This is a genomic window from Agaribacter marinus, from assembly GCF_030160655.1.
GTDB lineage: Bacteria > Pseudomonadota > Gammaproteobacteria > Enterobacterales > Alteromonadaceae > Glaciecola > Glaciecola marina.
The window spans coordinates 354,938-380,197 of sequence record NZ_BSOT01000006.1; the positions used below are offsets into that span (position 1 = coordinate 354,938).

Below are 25,260 nucleotides of genomic sequence, written 5' to 3' on the forward strand. Positions count from 1 at the left end.
ATTTGCATACGACCAAGATGACTTAGGCAGTATCTTGGTCAACGTTTAACGACTCGTAATACTTTACTCGATTTCGCCCTTGGCGCTTAGCTTCGTATAGGGCTTTGTCTGCACGATTTATTAGCGCATCCGAGCTCAGTTTGCTCAACGGTGGTAAGGTCGTTACACCTACACTAATGGTAATTGACTGAAGATAAGTTAGTTTGGACGTAGCATGTGGGATACGTTTTTCTTGTATCGAGAGTTGCAGTTTTTCAGCAAAATTGAAAGCACCTTTTGCATCAATATTTGGTAGAATGATTGCAAATTCTTCACCGCCATAACGTGCAATTAAGTCACCTTTTCGTTTGGCTAAGTCGGATAAATGCTGCGCGATATTAATGAGGCAATTGTCACCTGCCACATGACCATAGTGATCGTTATATTCCTTAAAGTGATCGACATCCAAGATGATTAACGAGAGCGAAGAATGGTTACGATAAGCTCTGCCGATTTCTGTCGTGAGCATTTCATCAAAGTAGCGACGATTGAACAAGCCTGTTAGGCCATCACGACGAGATATTTCCTGAAGTTGGTGCTCTACAATTTTCCGCTTTTCGATTTCGTGGCTATGTTGGTGATTTAATGAGATAGACTTTTTAAATGCGGCGTTTACAGTGCGTACAAGGCTTAACACAATGCCTGAAAAAAACACAATGCAAAGCGACGAAATGTACCCTGCGTACCCTCCGTATATTGCGATGTGAATCGTACTTGGTACGGCGATGGGTATAATAAAACTTAATAGGCTTAAGTAACTTGCGCCAAACCCGACACAAGCGATTGAACTGAGCATTATGATAAATAAACCAATGGACATGACATATTCAGGTTTATCCATTGGTACAAAAGATATAAATGCGAATGAATATGCAAACCCTGCCAAAGCAGAGACGCCCATCCATGCATATTTCCAATATTGAAACTGTTGTTTATCAATTTTTTTACGCTGTGTTTTGTACATAAAGAACAAGGACAAGCGCAAAATGGACAGTAATAAAACCGCGCAAAACCATTGATATAACGACGTGTGATTAGCTACAGGGAGGATCCAAAACAAAAACAATAGCGCAGACACTGGGTGCGCTATCGCGACGCGCCAAGTTTGCTTATACAGTAAATCGATGACTTCGATTTGTGTCAGTCGGGCAATGCTTTCTTTCATTAAAAGCGCTTTACTTATACTCTTGCTTAATGTTCTTCTATTCGCTGTTATCGGCCAGAATAAAGATGGGTTTAACGCAAATCAGATGATATTCATTTTTCGGTGACTTTTGACCAAAATTTTGGCGTAGCAGTATTTATTAAGTTACTTTCTGCGTTCATTAAAAATCCGAAACCAATACCGAGTTCGGGGGCAAAAGACACATCCGCACGATAACCCTGTACCCAACCACCGTGATAATTTAATTTAATCCCATTAAAGTTATACACACGCCATCCTAGTCCATAGTGAGCGCTTCTTAACTTTCCGCGCCATCCGCGTCGGCGTAATTCGTTTTTGGTTTCAACGCGAGGTTGGGTCATGTCATTCACCATTTCATTACTGACGACGTCTGGGTTCTCAAGCAACATCGCACGCATCCATTTTGCTAAATCTTCCGCGCTTGCGTTGATGCCGGCGGCTGGCGAAAACCGATAATAATCGTCTTTAACTCTTACCTTAACCCATTTGTTTTTTGCAACCGCAGCATGGGGTTTCGCCCATTTAGATGAGGACATCAGCGCTTGTTTACCAACACTGGCTTGCATATCAAGTGGCGCAAAAAAATGCGTATCTAATTGCGCTGAAAAAGAGGAGTTTTGCTCGATAAAGTGCTCTTCAAGCACACCAAAAAATGCATTTTGGTAGGTATAGCAATGGCCGGGTTTACAGATTGGATCAAGGCCAGTTAAGGCTTTTAATACACGCGGACGTTTATAATTCGCCTCAATTAAATTGTCATAAGCATTAGGAATAAAGCCCGTAGATTGACCTATTACGTGGCGCAATAAAATTGGCGCGTCGTTATGTTTATCAAAGGTGTATTGAGGTGTTATTGCCTTTATTGGTGTTTGCCATCCTAACGCTGAGCTTTCTTGCTTAGCGACTAAGGCCGCGGTAAATGTTTTAGACACCGACGCTAGCCTAAACATAGTGTCTTTGCCAATGCGCTCGCCACCACGCTCGGTATTCCCAAAGGTATAGTATTTATTGGGTTTGCCTTCCTCTACAATAACGAAGATAAACCCGGGAATGCCTTTTTTCTTGGCTTCGTTTCTGACGTTCACTGCATAACTGTCCATCCAAGCTTCTGCGGAGACATATAATGGGAATAGAAGGCAAAGGATGGCGGTAAATATTCGGTTCAACTGCTAACTCTTATTACTAATATTTTAGACGACAACGAGTTCCGAAAAACACGTATATTTTGTTTTATATGACGTAGACTACTACGTAAAGTTTACTGATATTATCATTTTTTTTAGTGACATGTTATCCATGCAAGCAACAAGCAAATATCAATTGACCACGGAACAGTGTCAAAGCGCACGTATGGCAAAAGATCCTAGATTTGATGGTGTCTTTTTTGTGTTGGTAAAGACGACAGGGATTTTTTGTCGACCGGTGTGTAAAGTAAGGGCTCCGTTGGAAAAAAATGTCGCATATGCATTTTCAGCGATTGAAGCCGTACATAAAGGGTATCGGCCTTGTTTGCGTTGTCGCCCAGATAGTGCCCCAAGTTCATATGCATGGCTAGGGGTCGAAACAACGGTTAAAAGAGCATGTCATTTACTTGAAGATTTTCCTGAGCAAAATATTGAAACAATCGCGCAAAGAATGGGGATTAGTTCACGTTATTTGTCAAAGTTATTTAGTGAGTATTTGCATATTTCGCCTAAGCAATATCGTTTATACCATCAATTGTTAAGGGCCAAATATTTATTGCACCAAACGACGTGTTCAATCGAAGAGGTCGCGCTAACGGTAGGGTTTAACTCAGCAAGACAACTGCAAACGAACAGTAAAAAAGTATTTGGCTTGAGCCCGAGTAAGATAAGACAGTCTTTGCCCAATACTCAAATAAGCAATGCGTCAAAGCAAATACAAATATTTTTGTCCTACCGTCCCCCTTATGATTGGGGAGCCTTGAGGGACTTTTTTGCCCTGCGTGAAATACAAGGTAATGAAATAATAACAAGTAATGGCATAACAAAAGTACTTACAATTCAAGACCAAAGTGTGCGTGTAGAAATGGTGCATGATGGCGCAAACAATGGATTTTGCGTAAACGTTAATGCAGAAAATAGCCGTTTTATCCCAATGATTATTAAAGCCGTGCAAACGATGTTGGATTTGCATGCAACGCCCTTAATTATTGATAAAGCAATGCGTAAGTCCGGTCTACCAGCAGAAAAATCTGTGCCTGGTATTCGTATTCCTGGCATCGTAAATCGTTATGAAGCGGCTTGCAGGGCGGTGTTGGGGCAGCAAGTAAGTATTAAAGCCGCAATTACACAGTTAAATCGCTTACACGAACATTTGTCTGAACAAGGCGAGTTTCCTTCCCCATCAGCGGTAGCAAATTCAGAATTACGCTTTTTGAAGATGCCTGAACGACGCAAGCAAGCCTTACGAGACTTGTCTATGTTGCTGCACAACACTCCCGATGCAGACTGGGATGAATGGCTAGCAATCAAAGGTATCGGCCCTTGGACATGTGAGTATGTAAACATGCGTACACATGCATCAACCGATATATTTTTAGGGACAGACTTGGTGGTTAAACAACAACTCAAAAAATTAAACGAACAAAATGTGTTTATTGATGACACACAAGCTGCCCCTTGGCGTAGTTATTTAACTTACAATATATGGAGTCAGGCGTGAAGATTATAAAGCAATTACCTGAAGGACATTTTGTGTCGCAATTACAAACGGATATTGGTTATTTACGATTGTATGCCAATGACTCAGCCATTACTGAAATTCGCTTTTTTGAAGACGCAATTGATGAAATAGAGAACTCTGTAACACGCGATGCTAAAGCTCAACTAACGGCTTACTTTGAAAAAAAGCTAAAGACATTTGATTTGCCGCTTGCCCCCAAAGGGACTGATTTTCAGAAGAGCGTATGGGCGCAATTATTAACCGTGCCGCATGGTGAGGTAGTGTCATATTTGGATATTGCCAATCAGCTTGGAAAGCCAACCGCCTGCAGAGCCGTGGGCGCAGCAAATGGAAAAAACCCAATTTCGATTGTTATTCCGTGTCATCGTATTATTGGCAGCAGTGGAAAGTTAACTGGTTACGCGGGTGGCTTGCCAAGAAAATCTTTTTTGTTGACCTTAGAAGGTGCTGATTTTTATACAGAAAAACAATACAATATTGCCCTGTAAAGCAGGAGTGTTGTTATTTAGCATGTCTTAATAAAAACCAAGATAGCCAACGTAAAGGAATGATTGTGAGAGCAAAAGATTTTGCGGAGTTAATTTTACTAGGCGCTATTTGGGGAGCATCCTTCATGTTGATGAGGGCCGCAGTGCCAGAATTTGGTGTATTTGCTTTAGTTGAAGTGAGGGCTATTGGTGCGGCCTTGTGTCTTTTACCCTTGGTATGGCTTAAAAAGCAAGGTCGAGATTTATTTGCCAATTGGCGACATTTGTTTGTTGTTGGCCTACTCAATACCGCGGTGCCTTTTTCACTTTATAATTACGCCCTTGGGCACATTGATTCAAGTTTGGGTGCGATTTTAAATGCGACAGCGCCGATGTTTGGTATTTTAGTTGCTTGGCTATATTTGCGCGATCATATTGGGCGTTGGAGCGTATTGGGCATGCTCGTAGGTTTTACTGGTGTGGTCGTTATAAGTTTTGATCAAAAAACATCTGAATCGGCGTCATTATTGCCTGTCTTTGCTGCATTAGGCGCTGCAATTTGTTACGCCATTGCGGCAAGTTACATGAAGAAGCATTTGTCGCATGCGAAGCCGTTTGCCGTGGCAGCCGGCAGCCAGATATTGGCGGCCGCGATGTTATTGCCTTTTGCTATGTGGTATTTACCTACTGAAATGCCATCATATAACGCTTGGATAGCGGCTAGCATACTGTCTATTGTCTGCACTGGTTTAGCGTATGTCATGTACTTTGATTTAATAGCAAAGGTGGGTACGTCTAGTGCGATTTCTGTTGGGTATTTAATTCCAATGTTTGGCATTTTTTGGGGCGTACTTATATTGGATGAAAGCCTGTCTTTCAAACAACTCTTTGGTGCAGGACTAATATTACTTGGCGTAGTATTGGCCACCAATGCTATTCAGCTATTGCGGCGGAAAAAAGTGGGCGCCGAGATGATTTGATCATAACTATTTTTGCGTCTTCTGGTATGACCTCTAGGCATTGTTAGCGAAGTGTAATGTAAAAAATGCTGACAATGCCGATGACCTTAAGTACACTCTTGCGCAATTAGTTTTTGAGGAATGAAAATGGCGTTATCCGTGATCATTTTGGCGGCAGGGAAAGGCACCAGAATGAAGTCTGCCCTACCCAAAGTTTTGCATCCGTTAGCAAATAAACCCATTGTTGAGCATATTATTGACACCGTTAAATCATTGGATTGTGGTGCGATTAATTTGGTGTATGGGCATGGCGGTGAGCTACTTCAGTCGCGCTTATCTCACCACGAGCTAAACTGGTGTTTACAAGCTGAACAACTAGGTACCGGGCATGCAGTAATGCAAGCGCAGCCGCATGTAAACGACCATGACGATGTTCTCATTCTTGTAGGAGATGCACCGTTGATAAGCGCAGCGACCCTGCAAGGCTTAATTCAAACCAAACAAAGCGTTGATTTAGCCTTACTTACTGTCAATATGGATGACCCGACAGGTATGGGGCGAATTATTCGCGACGGCGCAAATGGTGACAATATTCGCGCCATTGTTGAACACAAAGACGCAAGCGACGAGCAGCTTAAAATTACCGAAATCAACACCGGTATGATGATTATGTCGGGTAAAGACTTAAAACGTTGGTTAGCTGATTTGTCGAATGAAAATGCGCAAGGTGAATACTACCTCACTGATGTCATTGAAATGGCAGCAAAAGAAGGCAAACGAATTGGCGCGGCGCAGCCTGTTTGGCATAAAGAAGTTGAGGGAATAAATAACCGTGCTCAATTAGCCTCGCTAGAAAGAGCCTACCAACGCAAGCAAGCGGATGATTTAATGACGGGCGGTGTGCACATATTTGATCCAGAAAGAATAGACATTCGCGGTAGTCTTACGGTGGGTAAAGACGTAAGTATTGACGTGAATGCCGTGTTTGAAGGCAATGTTAACCTTGGCGATAACGTCGTCATTGGCCCAAATTGCGTGCTTAAAAACTGTGACGTTGGTGCAAATACGCGTATTGACGCCTTTTCACATATTGAAGACGCGCAATTAGCCGATAATTGCCAAATAGGCCCATATGCGAGGCTCAGACCTAAAGCTAACTTAGCCGAAGGTGTAAAGATTGGTAATTTTGTAGAAGTCAAAAAAGCAAATATTGGTAAAGGCAGCAAAGTGAATCACTTAAGCTATATTGGTGATGCAGAAGTTGGCGCAAGCGTGAACATTGGTGCCGGTACAATTACTTGCAACTATGATGGCGTAAACAAATTTAAAACGACCATAGCTGATGGTGTCTTTGTAGGATCAAATTCTGCCATTGTAGCGCCGGTGACGATTGGTGTTGACGCGACAGTTGGCGCAGGAAGTATAGTCACCAAAGATATTGCCGATAAAGAGCTAGCCGTCGCTCGCAGTAAGCAACGCAACATTAAGGATTGGGCGCGCCCAACTAAATTGGAAAAGTAGAGAATTAGCATATGTGTGGAATCGTAGGTGCAGTTGCCGAACGTAATGTAGTACAAATTTTGCTTGAAGGACTAAGACGCCTTGAATATCGCGGGTACGACTCAGCGGGCGTAGCGCTTATTCACAATGGTCAACTCAACACCGTAAAACGCACAGGTAAAGTACAAAGCCTAAGCGACGCCATAAATAGCGAAAATGGTTTAGGTGCAACAGGTATCGCGCATACCCGTTGGGCAACGCATGGCAGCGTAACAGAAACTAACGCTCACCCACATGTGAGCACCGAGCGTTTTGCAGTGGTACACAATGGTATTATCGAAAACCACAAAGTACTGCGTGAAGCGTTGATTTCTCAAGGATACACCTTCAACTCAGATACAGACACCGAAACTATTGCGCACTCAATCGCTGAACAAATGAAAATCACGGGTGACTTACTGCAGTCAGTCCTAAACGCCGTAAAAACCTTTCATGGTGCATATGGTACCGTGGTTGTCGACAAAGAAGACCCCAATACAATGGTCGTGGCACGCTCTGGAAGCCCGCTAGTGATTGGTTTGGGCTTTGGTGAAAACTTTATCGCGTCAGATCAAATGGCATTATTGCCGGTAACACGTCGCTTTATCTTTTTAGAAGAAGGCGATGTTGCAGAAATTACCCGCACTACAGTAAAAATCATTGATACCGACGGTAATGAAGTTGAACGTGACATTATTGAATCATTAGTAGAGCACGACGCAGGTGACAAAGCCGGCTATCGTCACTACATGCTAAAAGAGATTTACGAACAACCCAGTGTTATTCGTAATACTTTAAAAGATCGCGTAAGTGCTGACGGCTTAGCTGACAACATTTTTGGCCGTGATTCGGAAAGTATATTTGCAAAAACCGAATACGTTAAAATTATTGCCTGTGGTACGTCTTACCATGCAGGCGTGACAGCCAAATACTGGTTAGAGCAATACGCAGGCGTTAGCTGTGATGTAGAAATTGCCTCAGAGTTTAGGTACCGCAAGTCGGTAGTACCTGCAAATAGCTTATTGGTGACAATATCGCAATCGGGCGAAACGGCCGATACCTTGGCAGCATTAAAGCTTGCCAAAGAAATTGGCTACACCTCAAGCCTTGCTATTTGTAACGTAGACGGTTCATCGTTAGTGCGTGAATCAGCGTTATCGTTTATGACCCGCGCAGGCACTGAGATTGGTGTAGCGTCGACAAAAGCGTTTACAACGCAATTAGCGTGTTTACTCATGTTAACGATTGCCATCGGCAAGCATAAAAACATGCCAAAAGAAGTACAGCAAAACGTACTAGAAGCCTTACTAACACTACCTACTAAGTTAGAAGAAACCTTACAACTGGCAAGCGAAGTAGAGGATTTGGCAGAAGAATTCTCTGATAAATATCATAGCCTATTTTTAGGGCGCGGGGACCAATACCCAATTGCAATGGAAGGCGCACTTAAACTTAAAGAAATTTCATACATTCACGCAGAAGCCTATGCTTCGGGCGAGCTTAAACACGGCCCACTCGCACTTATTGATGCAGAAATGCCGGTTATCGTTGTGGCACCAAACAATGAGCTACTCGAAAAACTGCACTCAAACGTGGAAGAAGTACGCGCCAGAGGCGGCATTATGTATGTGTTTGCGGATAAAGAAGCGCAGTTTGAAAGTGATGAAACCATGCGCGTGGTTAACGTACCCCATTGCATGGAATCGATTGCCCCGATTGTATATACCATCCCGCTACAGCTATTGTCTTACTATGTTGCTTTGATTAAAGGCACGGATGTTGATCAGCCGAGGAACTTGGCGAAGTCAGTGACGGTTGAGTAGGGAGGGCTCTTTGGAGATCTTGTTGTGCGCGATCGAATTAAAGTTTGAAACTTAACATTAAAGTGTGAAACTACACAATAAAGTTGAAAACATTTAAAATCCGATTACGCTGTTTAAAAGCTGATCGGATTTTTTTATGGCTAAGAAAAAATATACGCTGTCGGAACTGCAGAGGCTGTTGGCGTAAGTCCCTGTTGCTCTTCTCGATACTGCCGAATCCGACGTTGGAGTGTGGAAAAGCCAATATTCATCGCGACTGCTGCTTGTTTGACTTGATAACCTTGTCGAACAACGAGTTCAACACATTCTTGTTTAAATTCTGCTGAGAACGTATTACGGCTCATATTTACCTCATTAGCTGGGGGTAGTGTACCTCTAACAAGGTGTCTAGGAAAAGTAGACCGTTACACATATATAGAAAAGCCAAAAAATTACATACATGTCGTAGGTCATGTACATAAAAGTCAATTTTATGTACATATTTGGCTTTCATGTCGATAACATCGACATAAAACCAGAACGTGTCGAAATAGATACATTTTGTAAACATACTTACTTTACCTGTCGACCTCATCGACATATACTTATCTCATGTCGAAAAAATAGATAAAAATAAACATGACATGGCAAGCAGATGTTCCATTCAATCAACTTCCGCCACTGCCACCTGCAGTTGAGGTGGCGGAGTCTGTTGCTGTGCTTAAAGCCTGTATTCCCGCTCGTGCCGCTCTGGCCGAACTTAAACAGGCTGGGGCATTATTACCTAATCAACGCTTACTGATAAATCTATTACCCTTGTTGGAAGCAAAAGACAGTTCCGAGATTGAGAACATTATCACCACTTCAGACAAGTTATTTCAACATGCGCAGGAAGATAGTCAGGCCGATGCTGTCACTAAAGAAGCATTGCGTTATCGCACCGCTTTGTATGAGGGTTTTACCCAATTAAAATGTCGGCCTTTGTGCACCAGCACAGCAATAGAGGTATGCAGCACATTAAAAGGCACCCAAATGGATGTGCGCAAGGTGCCGGGCACTGTTATTGCCAACTCAAGTCGCGGTGAGGTTATTTACACTCCACCTGTGGGTGAAAAACAGATCCGTGACTTGCTTAGCAACTGGGAGCTGTTTCTGCATGCTGACGACGGTATCGACCCGCTGATTAAAATGACTATCAGCCATTATCAGTTTGAAGCGATTCATCCTTTTCATGATGGCAATGGTCGAACCGGCCGTATATTGAATATTCTCTATTTGATAGAGCAAGACTTATTGACTCTGCCGATCTTGTATTTAAGTCGCTATATTGTGCAGCACAAAGCCGACTATTACGCATTGTTAAATGCTGTTACCAAAGACGGCAATTGGCAAGCATGGATCATATACATGTTGACGGGCGTGACCGAGATGGCCACGTGGACTACGGCTAAAATAGCCGCGGTTAAAGAATTGATTGAACATACCAGTGAGTTTATCAGGCTAAACTTGCCAAAAGCGTACAGCTTTGAGTTAGTACAAGTGATTTTTGAGCAACCTTATTGTCGAATTGCCAATTTAGTAGATAAAGACATTGCCAAACGGCAAACCGCTTCGGTCTACTTGAAACAACTAGTAGACATCGGTGTATTGCAAGAACAGCAAGTGGGTAAAGAAAAGCTTTTTGTACACCCTAAACTGATGAAATTAATAACCTTAGATAGCAATGAATTTGAACTTTACGTCTGACTAGTTTGGTGTGGATGCACTAAATTTTTATGGATGCCCACGACCGATAGTGGAAAATTTATAACGACGATGGACGAAATATAGTCAGCCATTGAAATTCAACGGTATTCCGAAACTAAGATTGCACTTGTTCTGCCCTGCAGTGCTTCAAAAATATGCGGCAGTGCCCCTGAGTAAGAAATATAGTCGCCCTCGTCAAGTTCATAATTTTCAGAAGCTAGACCAAGCCGTGCTTTTCCTTTAGTGATTATTACATGCTCAACTACACCTTGATGGTGTGGTTCGGATACATGTACCTGACCAGGTTCTACTTCTATTTGATAGATATCTCGACAGGTATTTGGGGGGCACGCAGCAAGCAATGTTGCGCGGTAGTTGTTGTTTTTTGATGCCAATGTTGTGCCTTCGCCACGCCGAATCACTTTTGGTGTTTGTATTGGTGGCTCGAGTAAATGAGATACCTGTATGTTAAGCACTAGGCATATTGACCACAACGTTTCGATGCTTGGATTTCCTATACCCGCTTCCAGTTGAGATAAGGTTGATTTCGCAATTTTCGCTTGCCTGGCTACTTCAGCAATACTTAATCCTAGACGGTTTCTTTCGTACTTGAGTGCCTTAGCAATTTGGGGAATTGGCGGTTCAATCTGGCTCATAGGTAATCCTTTATTCACAACAACTTGTTCACTATAACAAACGAACGTTTCTTTTGATAAACAAAGTAAGGGTATTCATTATATTGGGCTTATCGTTTTATATATCAAGATTAGTTGAAAACCTTACACTAACTTAAACGAACCTATTTGGGAGGTCGAAGTGGAATATTTGTCGTCAATCATATTGTTTGCAGTTTTTTCTTCTATTACGCCTGGTCCAAACAACGTAATGGTCATGACCTCAGGATTAAACTTTGGTGTAAAAGAGAGTCTTCCCTTACTTAGTGGGATTTGCGTCGGTTTTGCTACTATGCTTTTACTTGTTGGTTTTGGCATTGGTCAACTTTTTATACTTTTTCCCGAATTAAACTTAACTCTAAAGATGGTAGGCGCTACTTACTTATTTTATTTAGCCTGGCTTATCGCAAAGAACCACAATATGCGCAGTGAAAATAGACAAAGCCAGCCCTTAGGTTTTTTCAAAGGCTTCATTTTTCAATGGGTAAATGCTAAGGCATGGATAGTCGCTATTGGCGCTGTTGCTACATTTTCAAATAGTGCAGATACGTCTGTCGTTGAAAGCTTCTATATTGCGATGGTATTCTTTTTCATCTCGTTTCCATGCGTAGGCGTATGGTTAATGTTTGGGTCGCTACTTCGTGAAAAATTTAAAAGCACGCGTTATTTACGATGGTTTAACGTTTCTATGTCTGCTTTATTAGTCTTTTCAATACTGCCTATATTGAGAGACATCTTCTTGCATCTACAAATATTTTAGCCAGCGTATGTCTTTGCGTGTCTGTTTTAATTGACCAAACCAGCCTGTCAAAAAATGCAGGGGGAGCATCATGCCAACAAACATTAACCACAGTTGCCACATCGAATCGAAGCCATACTTGTCTCCATGATTAATGCCGAAAAATTTGATGCATAACAGATAACAGATACCGATAAGGTATAAATGAACGATGTAAAAAAACATAGGTGCACTGCCAAAAGAGACGAGTGATAAAACAAATCGCTTGTCTTGCCAGCGTTCAAAACAAGCAAGAATTATCACGCCAATACCCAATGTGAACAACAAGAACAATAGGGAAGGCGGATATTTAGTCAGCGCAAAAAAGCTCATTAAGGTGATGTTTAAATGCTCACTTACAAACCAATGATCATCCCCATATTGGTTTATGAAACGTATAAGGCAAAAAGATATAAGTAACCCAAGGCCAAGTCTGATTAGCCGTGATTGGCGTACTTCATTTTTAATGCCTGGCTTAAACCACTTACCTAGTTGATAACCTAAAAGCATCACTGAAGGCCACGGTAGCAATGGATAGCTGGTACGCGCGCTCAGTGTATCAGTAATATGAATCCAATCTCTTTGATGCACAATGGCCCAAACAGTATGTAGACTATGTTCATGAGTTAAGTTAATGCCATCAAGAAGATTGTGCCCTACTATACCGGACACAATAACTAACCACTGTGCAGGTTTGGGCAGGTAAATGAGCCCTGCCATGGCAATCATACTCAATCCTATTACCCAAATAACTTGCAGGTAGAGTTTACTAGGAGGAATAGCGCCAGTCCAAGCTACGCTAATAACGGTCACTTCAAGAAAGATGAGGAAAAGTCCTCGCTTGAGCAGAAATGCCGCTATTTGTTCTTTAGAATGATGCAATCCATATAAGTAGGCAGATAGCCCAGTTAACAATACGAATACTGGGGCGCATAAAGAGCTAAATAAGCGAATCAAAAACTGGCTGGTATCGGTTGTTAGAACGTCCACTGGATCGCTGATATTCAAATGGTTAAAGAAAATATCGCGAATGTGATCGACCAGCATAATTACGATTACGAGTCCTCGCAATGCGTCTATACTGGCTAGGCGTTTATTTACCTTAAGTTGCGTACTTTGGTCGCTATTCGATTGCTCTATATAATTAGAGTGATATTTCATTGAATATTCTGCGTCGTCGGTGTGGATTCATAGGAGATAGTGTCAAATAGTGATTGTAGATTCATACACAGTAGAGTTCAACCGACAGATTTTTATTGGACTTGTAAGGCATCTAAGCTCCAATACCTAGAGGCAAAGTATCAAATTTTGGTAAGCCACTAGGAAAGGTTGCCCATGATGGAGCAGTATATGCAGTGTTAGTTGTTTTCGATTACCACTACGGCATCGACTTCAAACAACATACCGTCCAACGTAAGGCGCGGCACCGGGACTAGCGTTTGAGCCGGCAAGTGCTCACCAAATACTGCAACTAGTTCTTGTGTCATAACGTCAAGCATTGTTGGCTCGTAATTCACAACATAGGTTGTTAACTTCGTTACATGCTTGGTTTCAGCATTCGTTGACTCTATCGCTACTTTTAGATTTTTATATGCCTGCTTAACTTGGTTCGCAAAGTTACTATCAAGTTTTCCGTTTTTATCTTCTCCTCCTTGTCCTGCAATATAAGCAATTTTTTGTACATTCTCTGCAACTACAGCATGGCTAAAACCATATGGCGCGGGATTAAATAATGTGTCGGAATTTACTACGGTAGTGGTCATTGCTTTTTCTTGTACGGCTGCATTTGGGGATGAAGTTGTCATGATTAATGTTAGTCCTATTAATGGTGTTAAAAAGTGCATCGGGATTCTCATATTTCGGTTCAATGGATTGTAACGGTTTTAAATTCAATCGTTTTATCGGGGTTTCTTACAATGAAAACGTTGGTGATTTTGTTGTGTTTATCAAATTCGAAAGAGACGATTGCGTGAATTGCATCATTGTGTTTAATAACAAAACCAGTGTTACAGTTAATAAGGGTCATTTGCCAAGTAAAGTTAACCCAAAAAGCTGAAAGTTCTTCGGTAAGAAATTTACTCACGGTATTGTTGCCAATAACATCTTGAAGGATCGCAGGTACTTTTCCACCTCCGTCAGCTTTAACGATGGCGTCATTGGCTAGCAACGTTTGTAATTGTGTTATGTCTTTGGTAACAACGGCCTGCTTAAAAGAGTTTAATAAGCTAACGGTTTGCGTTTTATCTAAATTGTTTTTTCTTTGTGGGTTGCTTAGGTTTTTTTTGGCCCGTGAGACTAATTTACGGCATGCGGGTGAACTTATTGCTAAGGTGTCTGCCACTTCTTCATAAGGCGTATCAAAAACTTCATGTAACAAAAATGCGGCTCTTTCTTTTGCTGTTAGTCTATTTAACGTTAACAGAAAGGCCGTCGTAAGTGACTCAGCTAATTCTCTTTGAAAGGATTTATCGGTATTATCAAAATGCTCTGGTAGTATAGGCTCTGGTAACCAAGTACCGACATAGTCGATGCGACTTTTTTCAACAGACTTAACGACGTCTAAGCATCTTCTTACGCACACTTTTTTAAGCCATGCTTCTGGGTTTTTAATGGTTGTTTTATCTATATCTGACCATGTTAAATACACATCTTGAACAATGTCTTCTGCATCAGATACTGCGCTAAAAAATCGATACGCTATACCCATTAGTTTAGGCCTGACACTTTGAAATAGTTGAATGTTTTTTTCTATTTCCATGCTTCAATACTCTGATTTTCTTATTCGATTCCATGTATTTATAGTACAAATGAGCGCGGTGAGTGCGGATAATTCTTGTTTACTATAAAACGTTAATAACTCAACGCGTATCACCGAATAATCTGTCGCCGGAAGTAAATCAGTTAAAATTTCTGCCCACGCTAAACTTAGTTTTTCTTTTGGCGTAAATTTATTGGACTGTTGAAACACTACCAATTGGTCAAGTCGATCATTACTTTCTTTCGCTGCCCTTGCTTCCTGGGTATGCAATTCTACGCAATAGCCGCACTGATTAATTTGAGAGACGCGTAACATAATTAAGTTTGCTAAATCAGGTGTTATACCGTATTTGTTTACGCTTTCATGTATCGATAACAGCGATGAAAATATTTCAGGCACTTCATTTTGAAATGTTATTTTTGATGTTGTTGACATAAGTCGTCTTATTTTGATTACGTTAATATATAGACGAATTAGCTATTCTATTTGTGACATTTTGAAAGGATTTTTTTCAGTTCTCTTATTTTTCAGCTTAGAACTTAGCTTGCCAGTTAATTAAAAACTAATCTGTAATACATAAATACACTGTGTGAACAACGCTTGTTAAAGTCTCAAATTTTTAGAAATATTAAACTAACTCTTTCCACAACCTTACGAAAACTTTGATTCAATCTTGTGACGGTAAGTTTCGAGAAAGCCTCCCCATTCATAATGACGACATCCTGAACAATACAACAATCTAAAATCTCATTGGAGTAGAACGTATGATGTCGAATGAATTCATTGGTACCTTATTATTTAGCGCAATTGCGGTTGCCGCTAGTCCCCCTGTATTAGCTGAAGAACCAGAAAGCCGTTGGGGTTTAGGATTAGGCCTAGTGATTAGTGATCAAGGCTATATAGATGTAAGTAACGAAGTAACGCCAGTTCCGGTGGTTTACTACCAAACAGAAAACTTCCAATTACTTGGCCCAAATTTTAGTTACAAACTGGCTGAAATGAGCGATCTAACGTTAGATTTTGTTGGTCAACTACGATTTGATGGTTTTGAGGAAGGTGACAGCGATACATTCCGAGGTATGGAAGATCGTTCTGGCTCTTTTGATCTTGGGTTATCGGTAGGTTATCAAACTGGCTTTGGTGATTTTTCAGCACAATTTATTACTGATGCAACAAATGAGCATAAAGGTAATGAATTTAGCTTAACGTATTCTACATCCTATAACTTTGAAACCTACAACATAAAGCCTTACCTAACATTGACAAGACAAAGCGAAGACATTGTTGATTATTATTATGGAGTTCGTTCAGACGAAGAAACTCAAAGTCGTGCTCTATATATTGGTGAAGCGACTACTAATGTCGAACTGGGTGTTCAGGCGAATTGGCGTGTTGGTCAACATCATAATTTTATTACGTATGCGTCTTACACAGCGTTTGGTAGCGAAATTAAAGACAGCCCACTGGTTGATGCCTCAGGTAGCGCCAATCTAATTCTTGGTTACATGTATGTTTTTTGACAAGCGCTACACGCAACCATCCCTTCTTTTTTACACGGCAATGCTAGCCATATTGCTTGGGTTATCGGCTTGTAGTGATGACAAAGATATAGCGGCAAGTGAGTCGCGTATTGAGCCAAACAATACGCAAGTAAAAATATCGAATGCCGCAGCAAAGCTAGATACGGCATCTCTTGAACAAACGTTGTATAAAAAAGCTTTTCAATTTCATGGCATTGTTAAGGGTATTCACTCATACAATGAAACGATTTTTGAGTCTGGAAAAATAGTACAGTTAGACGCTAAAGAAGGACAAACTGTAAAATCTGGCCAGTTTATCGCTAAACTTTACTCTCCTATTTTGGCTGAAAAACTCGAGCAAACTTATGCGACTTTAAAGAAAAGCAAAGCCGAGTTATCACTTAGCCAACATACGTTAGCACGAAATAAAGTGCTGTTTGAAAAAAAACTAATCGCTCAACAATTACTTGATGAAGCTAAACGTGACAATAGCATTGCGCTACAAGCTAAAAATGAAGCACAAGCTATGGTTGCTCAAGCTAAAAATGAGCTTGCCGACACGGTTATTAAAGCTAAAAGTGACGGTATTGTCGCGAAAATTTATAAGCGTGAAGGTGAATTTGTTAGCCCAGGTGAATCAGTTTTTCGATTTGAGTCTACACATAAGCAAAAAGTCAGTTTTTTGATACCTGAAACCACAGCGGTTGCTATTACTTTGGGAGAAGTCTATCAAATATCGATACCTTCAACTGGCAAGGTGTTAAACGCTATTGTTGTAGAGAAAGCTCTACCTACTGAAGATGGCATCAGGCAACATAACATTACGTTTGAACTCGCTTCGTCAATGCCTGAATTGGTTGGCCTTCGTGTGATATTAAATTATGTAGGTACAAGTGTTTTGGCTTATGAAGTTGATTATCGTGCCATACGTTATAGCGCAGATAATACTCCTTATATCATTAAGGCTGCTGACAAACTTAGCCACATTCCCGTTGCAATTTTGGCGATGAATAATAGCAGTATTCTGATCACCGCAAACCTAGCCGCTGATACCAACATATTAATAAGCAATGAAGTGTCGTTACCTGTTAATTTATATCAATTTTAGGTGCCAACTATGCAGCAATATCATAAGTTTTGGTTTTTACAAGAGCGCTTAATTTTTGGCTTAGTGATAATTATCAGCCTAGTTGGCTTATTTACTTGGTTTAATATTAACGAGCAAGAGGACCCCTTTTTTCCTTACCGCAATGGTAATGTCACCATTATTGCGCCAGGCATGTCGGCAAAAGCAATTGAAGATACCATAGTGCAGCCATTTGAGAGATTACTGGCGACTGTTGATGGTATTGACAGAGTCTCTTCCGAATCGTCTGATGGAACCGCGATTATCGAAATAGAACTAGACGAAACCATCTACGAAACGGAATTTTATTGGCAACGTATACGAGAAAAAGTCTCAGAAGCTCAATCAAAATACGGTCATTTAGTTTCTAAATTGTCGCTCGATGACCGTGTTCAAGACACGGCAGGGGTCGTACTAACAATTGAAACTAGCAAGCCTTTATTGGAAGCGCGACACTACGCGTTATTCGTTCGAGATGAATTATATAAATTAGCAGCTGTACGTAAAATAGAACTGATTGGCGATCCTGGAGAGCAAATAGACGTGCTTTATTCACAAGCCTCTATGCTCGAGTTAGGTATTTCGCCTGAGAATATTGCTAACCAAATTGCAGATGCTAACTCATTAAGAAACATAGGCGTGTTAAAAGGCCAGCTCTATCAAAGCAATATTTCATCGCTTACTCGAATCGACAACATTGAAAAATTAAAAGCGGTTGAAATAACCACTGCTGACAATAAAATCGTTACGCTGAGTGATATTGCAAAGGTGCGCAAAGCGCCGCTAACTATTGAGCAAACAAGCTTTTGGCTTAATGGTAAAAAAAGCATTGGTTTAACCCTTGTTGTGCCGCCAAATACCATACGGGTTACCGATTTTGGCGATGCCTTGATAACAAAAATTGATGCGCTCAATCAGAAACAAAGTGACTACGTAATTAAACCCGTTTTCTTTCAGCCAGAGTGGACTGAAAGGCGTCGCAACGATCTTGCCCTGTCGCTTTTCTACAGTAGTATTGGCGTTGGTTTAGTGCTGTTTTTGCTGATGTCAAAAAAGGTTGCCTTTGTGGTTACTTTAACTATTCCTGCGATTGCACTTTCTGCGATAGCCATTTTTGGTATCTATGGAGGCGTCTTGCATCAAATGTCGATCGCAGGCTTAGTGATAAGCTTAGGGCTTATGGTTGACAATAGTATTGTGATGTCAGAGTTAATTTCTCGTTATCGACAGCAAGGTTTCAGTAATATTGCAGCTTCTCACAAAGCGATTAAAGAATTGTATCGGCCGCTTGCCACCTCAACTTTTACCACTATAGCAGCATTTGTTCCTATGCTATTGTCAGAAGGTAACGTTGCTGATTTTATTCGCATGATCCCCGTGGTCGTTATTATCGCTATTGTGATAAGTTATCTGTATTCATTGGCACTGCTTCCGGCAATCACCAATAATTTAGCAATATTTAAAGAAGGCGGCAGTTCTACTAGGTTCAATCGTTTAGGTGAAGAATTAGCTAAGCTAGGTACTCGCCATCCTAAACTAGTGATTTTGCTATTTATTGGTTTGGTTGTTCTGTCATTTATGGGATCAGAACAACAAGGCGGAGAATTTTTTCCTAAATCAAGTCGAAATCAGGCCTATATTGATATTGAAGGCAGCTTTGGTTTAAGCCTCGAAGCAAGCTTACAAACTACAAAGCAAGTTGAACACTTGTTAAAGCAAAACGATAACATAACCAATATTATTAGCTTTGTAGGTAATTCAGGCCCTTCATTTTACTATAATTTGAACCCAGCACCGCATAACCCTCATGTGGCTAGAGTAGTTTTTGAAACGAGCTCCAATGAATTAATTCCAGGCATTGTTGAACAGTTAAACCAAACGTTCGCCAAACAATTTACGTCTACTCGTGTGCAGGCGAGAGAAATTGGCCAAGGTCCACCTATTGAAGCGCCAATTGAAATAAGAGTATTAGGTGATAACCGTAAGCAATTGCTCGCAGCCTCAGAAGCAATATTTAGCTTGGTCAACAATCACCACGACACTACCGACGCACGTCGGGGCTACATAGTTGGCAAGCCGACACTAGGATTTGAGGTTAATGAGCTAAATTTACAAAATGCACAGATAAAACGCTCAGAGTTATCAAACATGATTTCATGGCGAACCACAGGCATAAATGTGACTGAAGTACCGCAAGAACGTGAGTCAACGCCAGTGGTATTGCGAGAGAACCAAGACATCAACCACGTTGATAGTAACTACATTATGAATACGGTCGTTATGAACCATCAAGGGCAAACATTTCCGCTAAGTTTATTTGCCCAACAACGTTTTACCGGTGAAGTACCACGACTCATGCGCTGGAAAGGCTTTAATAGCAATGTAATTAAAGCCAATGTAAAGCTAGGAGTTGACGCCGCAAGTGTCATCGAAAATTTATTACCGAAGCTGAATAAAATTACTGAGCAATACCAGGTAACGTTAGCGTTAGGTGGGGAAGCCGAAGAAACCTCAAACTCAAATGATGCTTTACTAAAAACCTTGCCTATAGGCGCCATTTTATTGTTTTCAGCGCTAATTTTGCAATTTAACTCGTTCAGAATTTCAGGGTTAATTATGTTAACAATTCCACTTGCTATGATAGGCGTAAAGCCGACTTTAGCTATCGTTGGCGTTAACTTTGGCTTTATGTCGATACTTGGCCTTTTAGCGCTAACGGGTATAGTGGTAAACACCGCTATCATATTGATTGACACTGTACTAGTAAAAATTAAAGAAGAAAAAGCGTCTCTAAGCACTGCGATAGAGCTGGCAACCATAGAACGGTTTCGTCCGGTACTATTAAGCGCTTGTACTACCATTGTAGGGATGATCCCATTAACATCGCCATCAAGCCCACTATGGCCTCCTATGGCATGGACAATCATTGGGGGCTTAATTACGTCTACTGTTTTAACGTTAATTGTTTTACCCGCATGTTTAACATTAACCTTAGATGAGAAGAAGATAAGAGGTGATAAAATTTGAGAGTCTTAATAACAGAAGACAATGGTGAATTAGCTGAATTTATTCAAGAAGCGCTAGCGCTAGAAGGCTATTTATCTGATATTGCCAGAAGCGGCGGTGAATTAAAATTATATTTAAACGAAAGCAGTTACGCGGCCATTATTCTGGATTTAGGCCTGCCTGATATTGATGGTATTGAAGTGCTTAAGAATTTGCGTCGCATTGGTAATATGGTTCCAGTGCTAATCCTAACCGCCAGAGGAGGAGTCCAAGATCGCATCAAAGGCTTAGATCATGGCGCAGATGATTATTTAATTAAGCCTTTTGCTATTGATGAGCTAATCGCTAGATTGCGTGCCTTACTTAGGCGGCCAAATGAACTTTCAAATACTGTACTTACAGCAGGTAACGTGAATATTGATATCATCGCAAAGTCTGTAACAGTAAATGGTAACAACGTTATTTTAGGAAAAACAGAAGTGGCTATTGTTGAGTACTTCATGTGGAACTTAGGACTTACCGTATCAAAGGAGTCTTTAGAAGATATGGTTTATCAAGACGGTTACACTTTAACAGATAATGCTTTGCAGGTTGCTGTACATAGGGTACGAAAAAAACTTACTGAAGCTGGTGCTACGCCCGTTATTTCAACTATAAGAGGAGTGGGTTATCTTTTTAAGTAACGTTATTCCAAGGCATTCTATTGCCTTCAAATTGTTAGTCTATTTTGTTTCATCCGGCACCATTTTATTTGGCTTGCTACTGATTTTTTTTCTACTTTTATCTGAACGTTATGCTCAAATGACCATTGAAAGCGTTATGAATGGCTTAACAAAAGAAATGTCTGAATCTCTCTATATCGATGATTCAGGAACCATCAAACTTGATGATTCAGAGTTGATAATGAAGTGGGGCTTTGATGCGCTCTTTTCTAATTTGGGTTATCGCCTTATTGAAGTTGATACTCAAAATACGATGCTTATGTCAGTACCTCATGGAAAGGAAGGAAGCATATTTAACGGTATTAGCTTAAGTATTCCAATGTACTTTTCACGAGTAGAGGGCAGCAATACCAGTATTTATCGGGTAAAAGTTGAACTAGCTGATAAAAGTTATTATTTTGATGCTGTACGAAGTGATTTGTTGATAGAGCTTGCAAATGAGGCGGTTGAACCAACCATCGTTGATGTGGCAACCACCGTTATTTTGATGACATTTATTATTTTTTTATCTGTTAGTGTTATTGCTATCAAACTCATTGTAAAACCATCTAGCCACTTAACGAAACAAATTCAACATATAAAACCTGAAGACTTGCACAAACGTATCGATGTGGAAAATGTGCCAAACGAGCTCTTACCTATAGCTAATGCAATGAACGACGCACTTAGTCGAGTTGAAGAAAGCTTTGAACAGCAAAAACGATTTATTGCTGATGCTGCCCATGAACTTCGCACGCCACTAACCATATTGTTAAATCGTTTAGAGTTGAAAATCCCGCCTTCTCCAACAAAAAGTGAGTTGTTCGACGATGCTCATTTTATCTCGCGGATCGTAGAACAGTTACTTGATTTATCACGCGCACAAAATACTAGTAGTCAACACCATATTTCAATAAAGCTATCTGATGTCGTAAAGAATGTTTGCTCACATATTGCGCCTATGGTAATTGATAAAAATCAGGCGTTAGAATTGATTGGTGAAAATGATTTAAGTAGGGTAAATGTTGATGAAGGGGAATTAACTGTTATTGTTAAAAACTTGCTCGAAAATGCCATTAAACATATACCCGAAGGTGGAAGAATTAAAACAACAGTGTCTAATAATTCAATCATTGTTGAAGATTCAGGTTACGGTATTCCTAAAGAATTTCATCGACAAATATTTGAACGATTTTGGAGAGAAAATCAATCTAACCGCAATGGTAGCGGCTTAGGTTTAGCAATAACTAAGGAATTAATCAGTCATTATAATGCAACAATTACTGTCAACAATAATTCAAGTTTAGGCGGTGCAAAATTCACCGTAGAGTTCTATAAATAAATCCGAGAACGCTCTGGTATGTAAAGCAGCATTAACATCTAATGCTGCATGACGATGGGCTATTGAGGCAATTACTCTATTGATATAGTTCGATCTCGTCAATTTCGATAAACTTACTGTCTCCGAAATTGCTTTCAAACCTTAGTTTAAAAAAGCGAGCATTGAGTTCAGATGAGAAAGTAAACGTATTACTTTCTTTAAGACTAAGAGTAAATTTAGACTCCTCGTCAAAATCTACACCGTCTTCTGATGTCAATAAAGTGACGTAACGTGGCAGTCTCCCCAACTCTAGCGATTGTTTATTAATGAAAACGCCAAGACCTCTGAGGGTTACACGATATCCATAATCGATTTCTACCCAAGGAGATAAATCTTGTTCGTTAGTATTTTTTATTTCACTGAGCCATATTCCGCGAGCAATTTTATCTGAGGATTCTTCATTGAATTGTTGAGTATATATGTAGCCATCAAATGCGGCTGCAACCTCGTCAACTTTGTAGTGTTGCGAGGAACGAAAGCTATCTTGGTCTAGACCATTTGTTCCAATCAGAGCTACGTTGCCATTGAGCCCGCTTTCCTGTAAGTCTCCTGCAACTACATCGCCTTCGTTATCTTCATATAGCATTGGCATTGCAATTGAGTTTATCAGGCACGTGTCCGCGTCAAAGTTAAAGTCTATAAGTTGCTGTTGTTGGCGTGACAAAACAACTGTATCTAACCAAGCAGATGAGTATTGTTGATCGAGTGGGAATGATAGACCTTCATCTAGGCAATCTGGTGCTTCGTCTCCTATTTGTATAATTGTGATGTTTACATCTGTTGGAGTGAGCAGTATCCCATTGGCAAATGATGTGTATTCTTCAGCGTTAGAATTGAATACAACCATGAATGCAATAAACGAAAAACGTTTCATCTTGTTTCCCCTAAATAAAATTATTCATATTGAAACAGCAAGTTTTACGCCAACTGGCTAAAACCGTATGGAGTAGGGTTAAATAACATCTCGGAATTTACATAGTAGTGACCATTATTTTTTTTTGGACGGCTACGTTTTATGTTAAGAAAAATTAGTGTTCAATACTTTACCTAGATTTTCATCCTTGTAGGTTTTATCATTCTTTTTCGCGTGATGAGTGTTAAGCATTTTGTTTAGCAAATTTTCTTGAAAAAAGCCGCCGTGGCATATCACTAAAGCGTCGTGCTGAATCTGTTAATTACGAACTCATATTTGTACATTTCTATCGTTTTGTAATTGATTTATGTAGAATAATTTTATCTTGCAAACACAGTAGTAGGGCAATCATTGTCTTCTGACAAAATAAGGCAATTACATCTAGCCGCACAAAAATTAATTAATCAAGGTCAATTAAAGTTGGCTCATGGCGCCTGCTCGCAAATTTTGTCTATTGAACCAAAACATGCCGACGCGCATTTTTTACTTGGTATGATCGCATTAAATATGCAGCAAATGACAAAGGCAATTGGCTTAATTAATGTTGCACTTACAGCTTCACCTGATAACGCCGAATATCATGCGTTTTATGCGAGGGCCTTAGTGCTGGTTAATCGGTATCAAGAGGCAAGTGATGCAGTAAACACTGCAATTGCTTTGGGCAGTAACAAGGCTGTTGTGAATGATACAATTGGAGTAGTACTCAGTCGCATGGGTCTTCATGTAGAAGCATTAGTTGCATTCAATAAAGCGATTGATATAGATGCAACTACCCCTACTTATTTTTATAACTTGGCAGCTTCCTTAAAATTTATCGGTAAGTTCAAAGAGGCTAAAGCCGCTTACGACAGGGTTATTTCGCTCCAGCCAAATTATTATGCCGCTTATTCAGCGTTGGCGGAATTGCAGTTGGCTACAAAGAAGCAAAATCATATACAGCGAATCCAAGAGCAACTAGATATTGTGGCAGGCAATGTGGAAGGACAGCTTCATTTGTGTCATGCGATGGCTAAAGAATTAGAATGTTTAGGAGAATTTGAAAAAGCACTCGAATTTTTGACCTTAGGAAATCAGGCTAAAAAACAGCAGATTGCTTACGACGTAAAATCCGATGAAAAGTTATTTGATTCGATAAAGCAATCGCATAGAACCTACTCAAAAGAGAATAGGCTAACTGGTCATTTGTCCAAAACGCCAATATTTGTGCTGGGAATGCCCAGGTCGGGTACCACCTTAGTCGATCGAATTATTTCAAGTCACTCTGCGGTAGTCTCTGCGGGTGAGCTGCAACACTTTGCGGTTGAGGCAAAAAAATTAACCAAAACGAAGTCAAGGCAGGTTTTAGATAGTGAAACCATAGACGCGTTTTCGACACTTGATTTTTCTGAGTTAGGCGCGTCTTACTTGCGTTCAACAGCATCATTTTTGCATCAAGGAAACCGCGTTGTTGATAAGATGCCTCTTAATTTTTTATACATAGGCTTAATCAAAAAAGCGCTGCCAAACGCCAAAATTATCCTGTTAAAAAGGCACGCGGTAGATGTTTGCTTGAGTAACTTTAGAACCCTTTTTGCTACAAGCTTTTCGTATTATAACTACTCCTACGATCTAACAGATTGTGGAAGGTATTACGCCTTATTTGATAACTTGATGGAATATTGGAAATCTGAGTTTGCAGACGAGTTGTTAGAAGTCTCCTATGAAGCCTTAGTCGAACAGCCCGAACGACAAACTAGAAACATACTTAATTACCTTGAGCTACCTTGGGAAGAAAGTTGTCTAAACTTTCATGAAAACCCTTCCCCTGTATCAACGGCCAGCAGTGTTCAAGTGCGTAAACCGATGAATAGTTCTTCAATCGGGAGATGGCAGAAGTACGGCAATCAGTTAGATGAGTTAGTTGATTTTTTAGTGAAACAAAAGTTGATTGAGCATTAGCGGCGTTGATTAGCCGCTAAT

Annotated in this window: 22 protein-coding genes; 13 read left to right on the forward strand and 9 right to left on the reverse strand. The window is 40.4% G+C overall.

Annotation, left to right across the window (positions count from 1 at the left end; all coding sequences use genetic code 11):
* Positions 1–22: 22 nt before the first annotated feature.
* Both QQK00_RS12395 and QQK00_RS12400 read right to left on the reverse strand, forming a co-directional pair.
* Positions 23–1,204, reverse strand: a complete 1,182-nt coding sequence (locus tag QQK00_RS12395; RefSeq protein WP_284217896.1) for a GGDEF domain-containing protein — start codon at positions 1,202–1,204, stop codon at positions 23–25.
* A gap of 92 nt (positions 1,205–1,296) precedes the next feature.
* On the reverse strand, positions 1,297–2,325 hold the full coding sequence (locus QQK00_RS12400; protein WP_431307739.1) for a serine hydrolase domain-containing protein: 1,029 nt from the start codon (positions 2,323–2,325) through the stop codon (positions 1,297–1,299).
* Between the two features lie 196 nt (positions 2,326–2,521).
* On the opposite strand from QQK00_RS12400, the gene QQK00_RS12405 reads away from it, so the two are divergent.
* From QQK00_RS12405 to glmS, 5 genes are all read left to right on the forward strand, one after another.
* On the forward strand, positions 2,522–3,910 hold the full coding sequence (locus tag QQK00_RS12405; protein ID WP_284217897.1) for a DNA-3-methyladenine glycosylase 2 family protein: 1,389 nt from the start codon (positions 2,522–2,524) through the stop codon (positions 3,908–3,910).
* 2 nt (positions 3,911–3,912) lie between these two features.
* On the forward strand, positions 3,913–4,419 hold the full coding sequence (locus QQK00_RS12410; RefSeq protein ID WP_284218314.1) for a methylated-DNA--[protein]-cysteine S-methyltransferase: 507 nt from the start codon (positions 3,913–3,915) through the stop codon (positions 4,417–4,419).
* A gap of 65 nt (positions 4,420–4,484) precedes the next feature.
* Positions 4,485–5,378, forward strand: coding sequence for a DMT family transporter (locus tag QQK00_RS12415; RefSeq protein ID WP_284217898.1), 894 nt, complete (start codon positions 4,485–4,487; stop codon positions 5,376–5,378).
* Between the two features lie 126 nt (positions 5,379–5,504).
* A complete protein-coding gene (gene glmU, locus QQK00_RS12420) occupies positions 5,505–6,878 on the forward strand; it encodes a bifunctional UDP-N-acetylglucosamine diphosphorylase/glucosamine-1-phosphate N-acetyltransferase GlmU (RefSeq protein WP_284217899.1) in 1,374 nt (457 codons plus the stop codon).
* 11 nt (positions 6,879–6,889) lie between these two features.
* Positions 6,890–8,719, forward strand: a complete 1,830-nt coding sequence (glmS, locus tag QQK00_RS12425; RefSeq protein WP_284217900.1) for a glutamine--fructose-6-phosphate transaminase (isomerizing) — start codon at positions 6,890–6,892, stop codon at positions 8,717–8,719.
* 140 nt (positions 8,720–8,859) lie between these two features.
* Here the strand turns inward: glmS and QQK00_RS12430 are convergent, their stop codons facing one another.
* Positions 8,860–9,063 (reverse strand): transposase, encoded by a 204-nt coding sequence (locus QQK00_RS12430; RefSeq protein ID WP_284217901.1) that lies wholly within the window; start codon positions 9,061–9,063, stop codon positions 8,860–8,862.
* Positions 9,064–9,337: 274 nt separating this feature from the next.
* Here QQK00_RS12430 and fic point away from each other — a divergent pair, with 274 nt between their 5' ends.
* The gene (gene fic, locus QQK00_RS12435) at positions 9,338–10,444 is read left to right on the forward strand and encodes a protein adenylyltransferase Fic (RefSeq protein ID WP_284217902.1); all 1,107 of its coding nucleotides are present in this window, start codon (positions 9,338–9,340) and stop codon (positions 10,442–10,444) included.
* A 98-nt stretch (positions 10,445–10,542) separates the two neighbouring features.
* Here fic and QQK00_RS12440 read toward each other — a convergent pair whose 3' ends face one another.
* Positions 10,543–11,100 (reverse strand): helix-turn-helix domain-containing protein, encoded by a 558-nt coding sequence (locus tag QQK00_RS12440; protein WP_284217903.1) that lies wholly within the window; start codon positions 11,098–11,100, stop codon positions 10,543–10,545.
* A 160-nt stretch (positions 11,101–11,260) separates the two neighbouring features.
* Here QQK00_RS12440 and QQK00_RS12445 point away from each other — a divergent pair, with 160 nt between their 5' ends.
* Positions 11,261–11,878 carry a LysE family translocator gene (locus tag QQK00_RS12445; RefSeq protein ID WP_284217904.1) on the forward strand — a complete coding sequence of 206 codons (618 nt, stop codon included), beginning with the start codon at positions 11,261–11,263 and terminating at the stop codon, positions 11,876–11,878.
* Here the strand turns inward: QQK00_RS12445 and QQK00_RS12450 are convergent.
* From QQK00_RS12450 to QQK00_RS12465, 4 genes are all read right to left on the reverse strand, one after another.
* On the reverse strand, positions 11,864–13,057 hold the full coding sequence (locus tag QQK00_RS12450) for an acetyltransferase domain-containing protein (protein WP_284217905.1): 1,194 nt from the start codon (positions 13,055–13,057) through the stop codon (positions 11,864–11,866). The two genes, QQK00_RS12445 and QQK00_RS12450, sit on opposite strands and share 15 nt — an antisense overlap.
* A 197-nt stretch (positions 13,058–13,254) precedes the next feature.
* Entirely contained in the window at positions 13,255–13,701 is a 447-nt protein-coding gene (locus QQK00_RS12455) for a RidA family protein (protein ID WP_284217906.1), read from the reverse strand.
* Positions 13,702–13,760: 59 nt separating this feature from the next.
* Positions 13,761–14,654, reverse strand: a complete 894-nt coding sequence (sigJ, locus tag QQK00_RS12460) for an RNA polymerase sigma factor SigJ (protein ID WP_284217907.1) — start codon at positions 14,652–14,654, stop codon at positions 13,761–13,763.
* 3 nt (positions 14,655–14,657) lie between these two features.
* Positions 14,658–15,089 (reverse strand): carboxymuconolactone decarboxylase family protein, encoded by a 432-nt coding sequence (locus QQK00_RS12465; protein WP_284217908.1) that lies wholly within the window; start codon positions 15,087–15,089, stop codon positions 14,658–14,660.
* 329 nt (positions 15,090–15,418) lie between these two features.
* Here QQK00_RS12465 and QQK00_RS12470 point away from each other — a divergent pair, with 329 nt between their 5' ends.
* From QQK00_RS12470 to QQK00_RS12490, 5 genes are all read left to right on the forward strand, one after another.
* Positions 15,419–16,174 (forward strand): MipA/OmpV family protein, encoded by a 756-nt coding sequence (locus tag QQK00_RS12470; RefSeq protein WP_284217909.1) that lies wholly within the window; start codon positions 15,419–15,421, stop codon positions 16,172–16,174.
* A complete protein-coding gene (locus QQK00_RS12475; RefSeq protein WP_284217910.1) occupies positions 16,164–17,282 on the forward strand; it encodes an efflux RND transporter periplasmic adaptor subunit in 1,119 nt (372 codons plus the stop codon). Before QQK00_RS12470 ends, QQK00_RS12475 begins: the two co-directional genes overlap by 11 nt.
* Positions 17,283–17,291: 9 nt before the next feature.
* A complete protein-coding gene (locus tag QQK00_RS12480) occupies positions 17,292–20,327 on the forward strand; it encodes an efflux RND transporter permease subunit (protein WP_284217911.1) in 3,036 nt (1,011 codons plus the stop codon).
* Positions 20,324–20,989 (forward strand): response regulator, encoded by a 666-nt coding sequence (locus QQK00_RS12485; RefSeq protein WP_284217912.1) that lies wholly within the window; start codon positions 20,324–20,326, stop codon positions 20,987–20,989. Before QQK00_RS12480 ends, QQK00_RS12485 begins: the two co-directional genes overlap by 4 nt.
* Positions 20,990–21,125: 136 nt before the next feature.
* A complete protein-coding gene (locus QQK00_RS12490; protein WP_284217913.1) occupies positions 21,126–22,349 on the forward strand; it encodes a sensor histidine kinase in 1,224 nt (407 codons plus the stop codon).
* A 76-nt stretch (positions 22,350–22,425) separates the two neighbouring features.
* On the opposite strand, the gene QQK00_RS12495 is transcribed toward QQK00_RS12490, so the two are convergent.
* Positions 22,426–23,262, reverse strand: coding sequence for a hypothetical protein (locus QQK00_RS12495; protein WP_284217914.1), 837 nt, complete (start codon positions 23,260–23,262; stop codon positions 22,426–22,428).
* 390 nt (positions 23,263–23,652) lie between these two features.
* On the opposite strand from QQK00_RS12495, the gene QQK00_RS12500 reads away from it, so the two are divergent.
* Positions 23,653–25,239, forward strand: coding sequence for a tetratricopeptide repeat-containing sulfotransferase family protein (locus tag QQK00_RS12500; RefSeq protein WP_284217915.1), 1,587 nt, complete (start codon positions 23,653–23,655; stop codon positions 25,237–25,239).
* Positions 25,240–25,260: the final 21 nt, after the last annotated feature.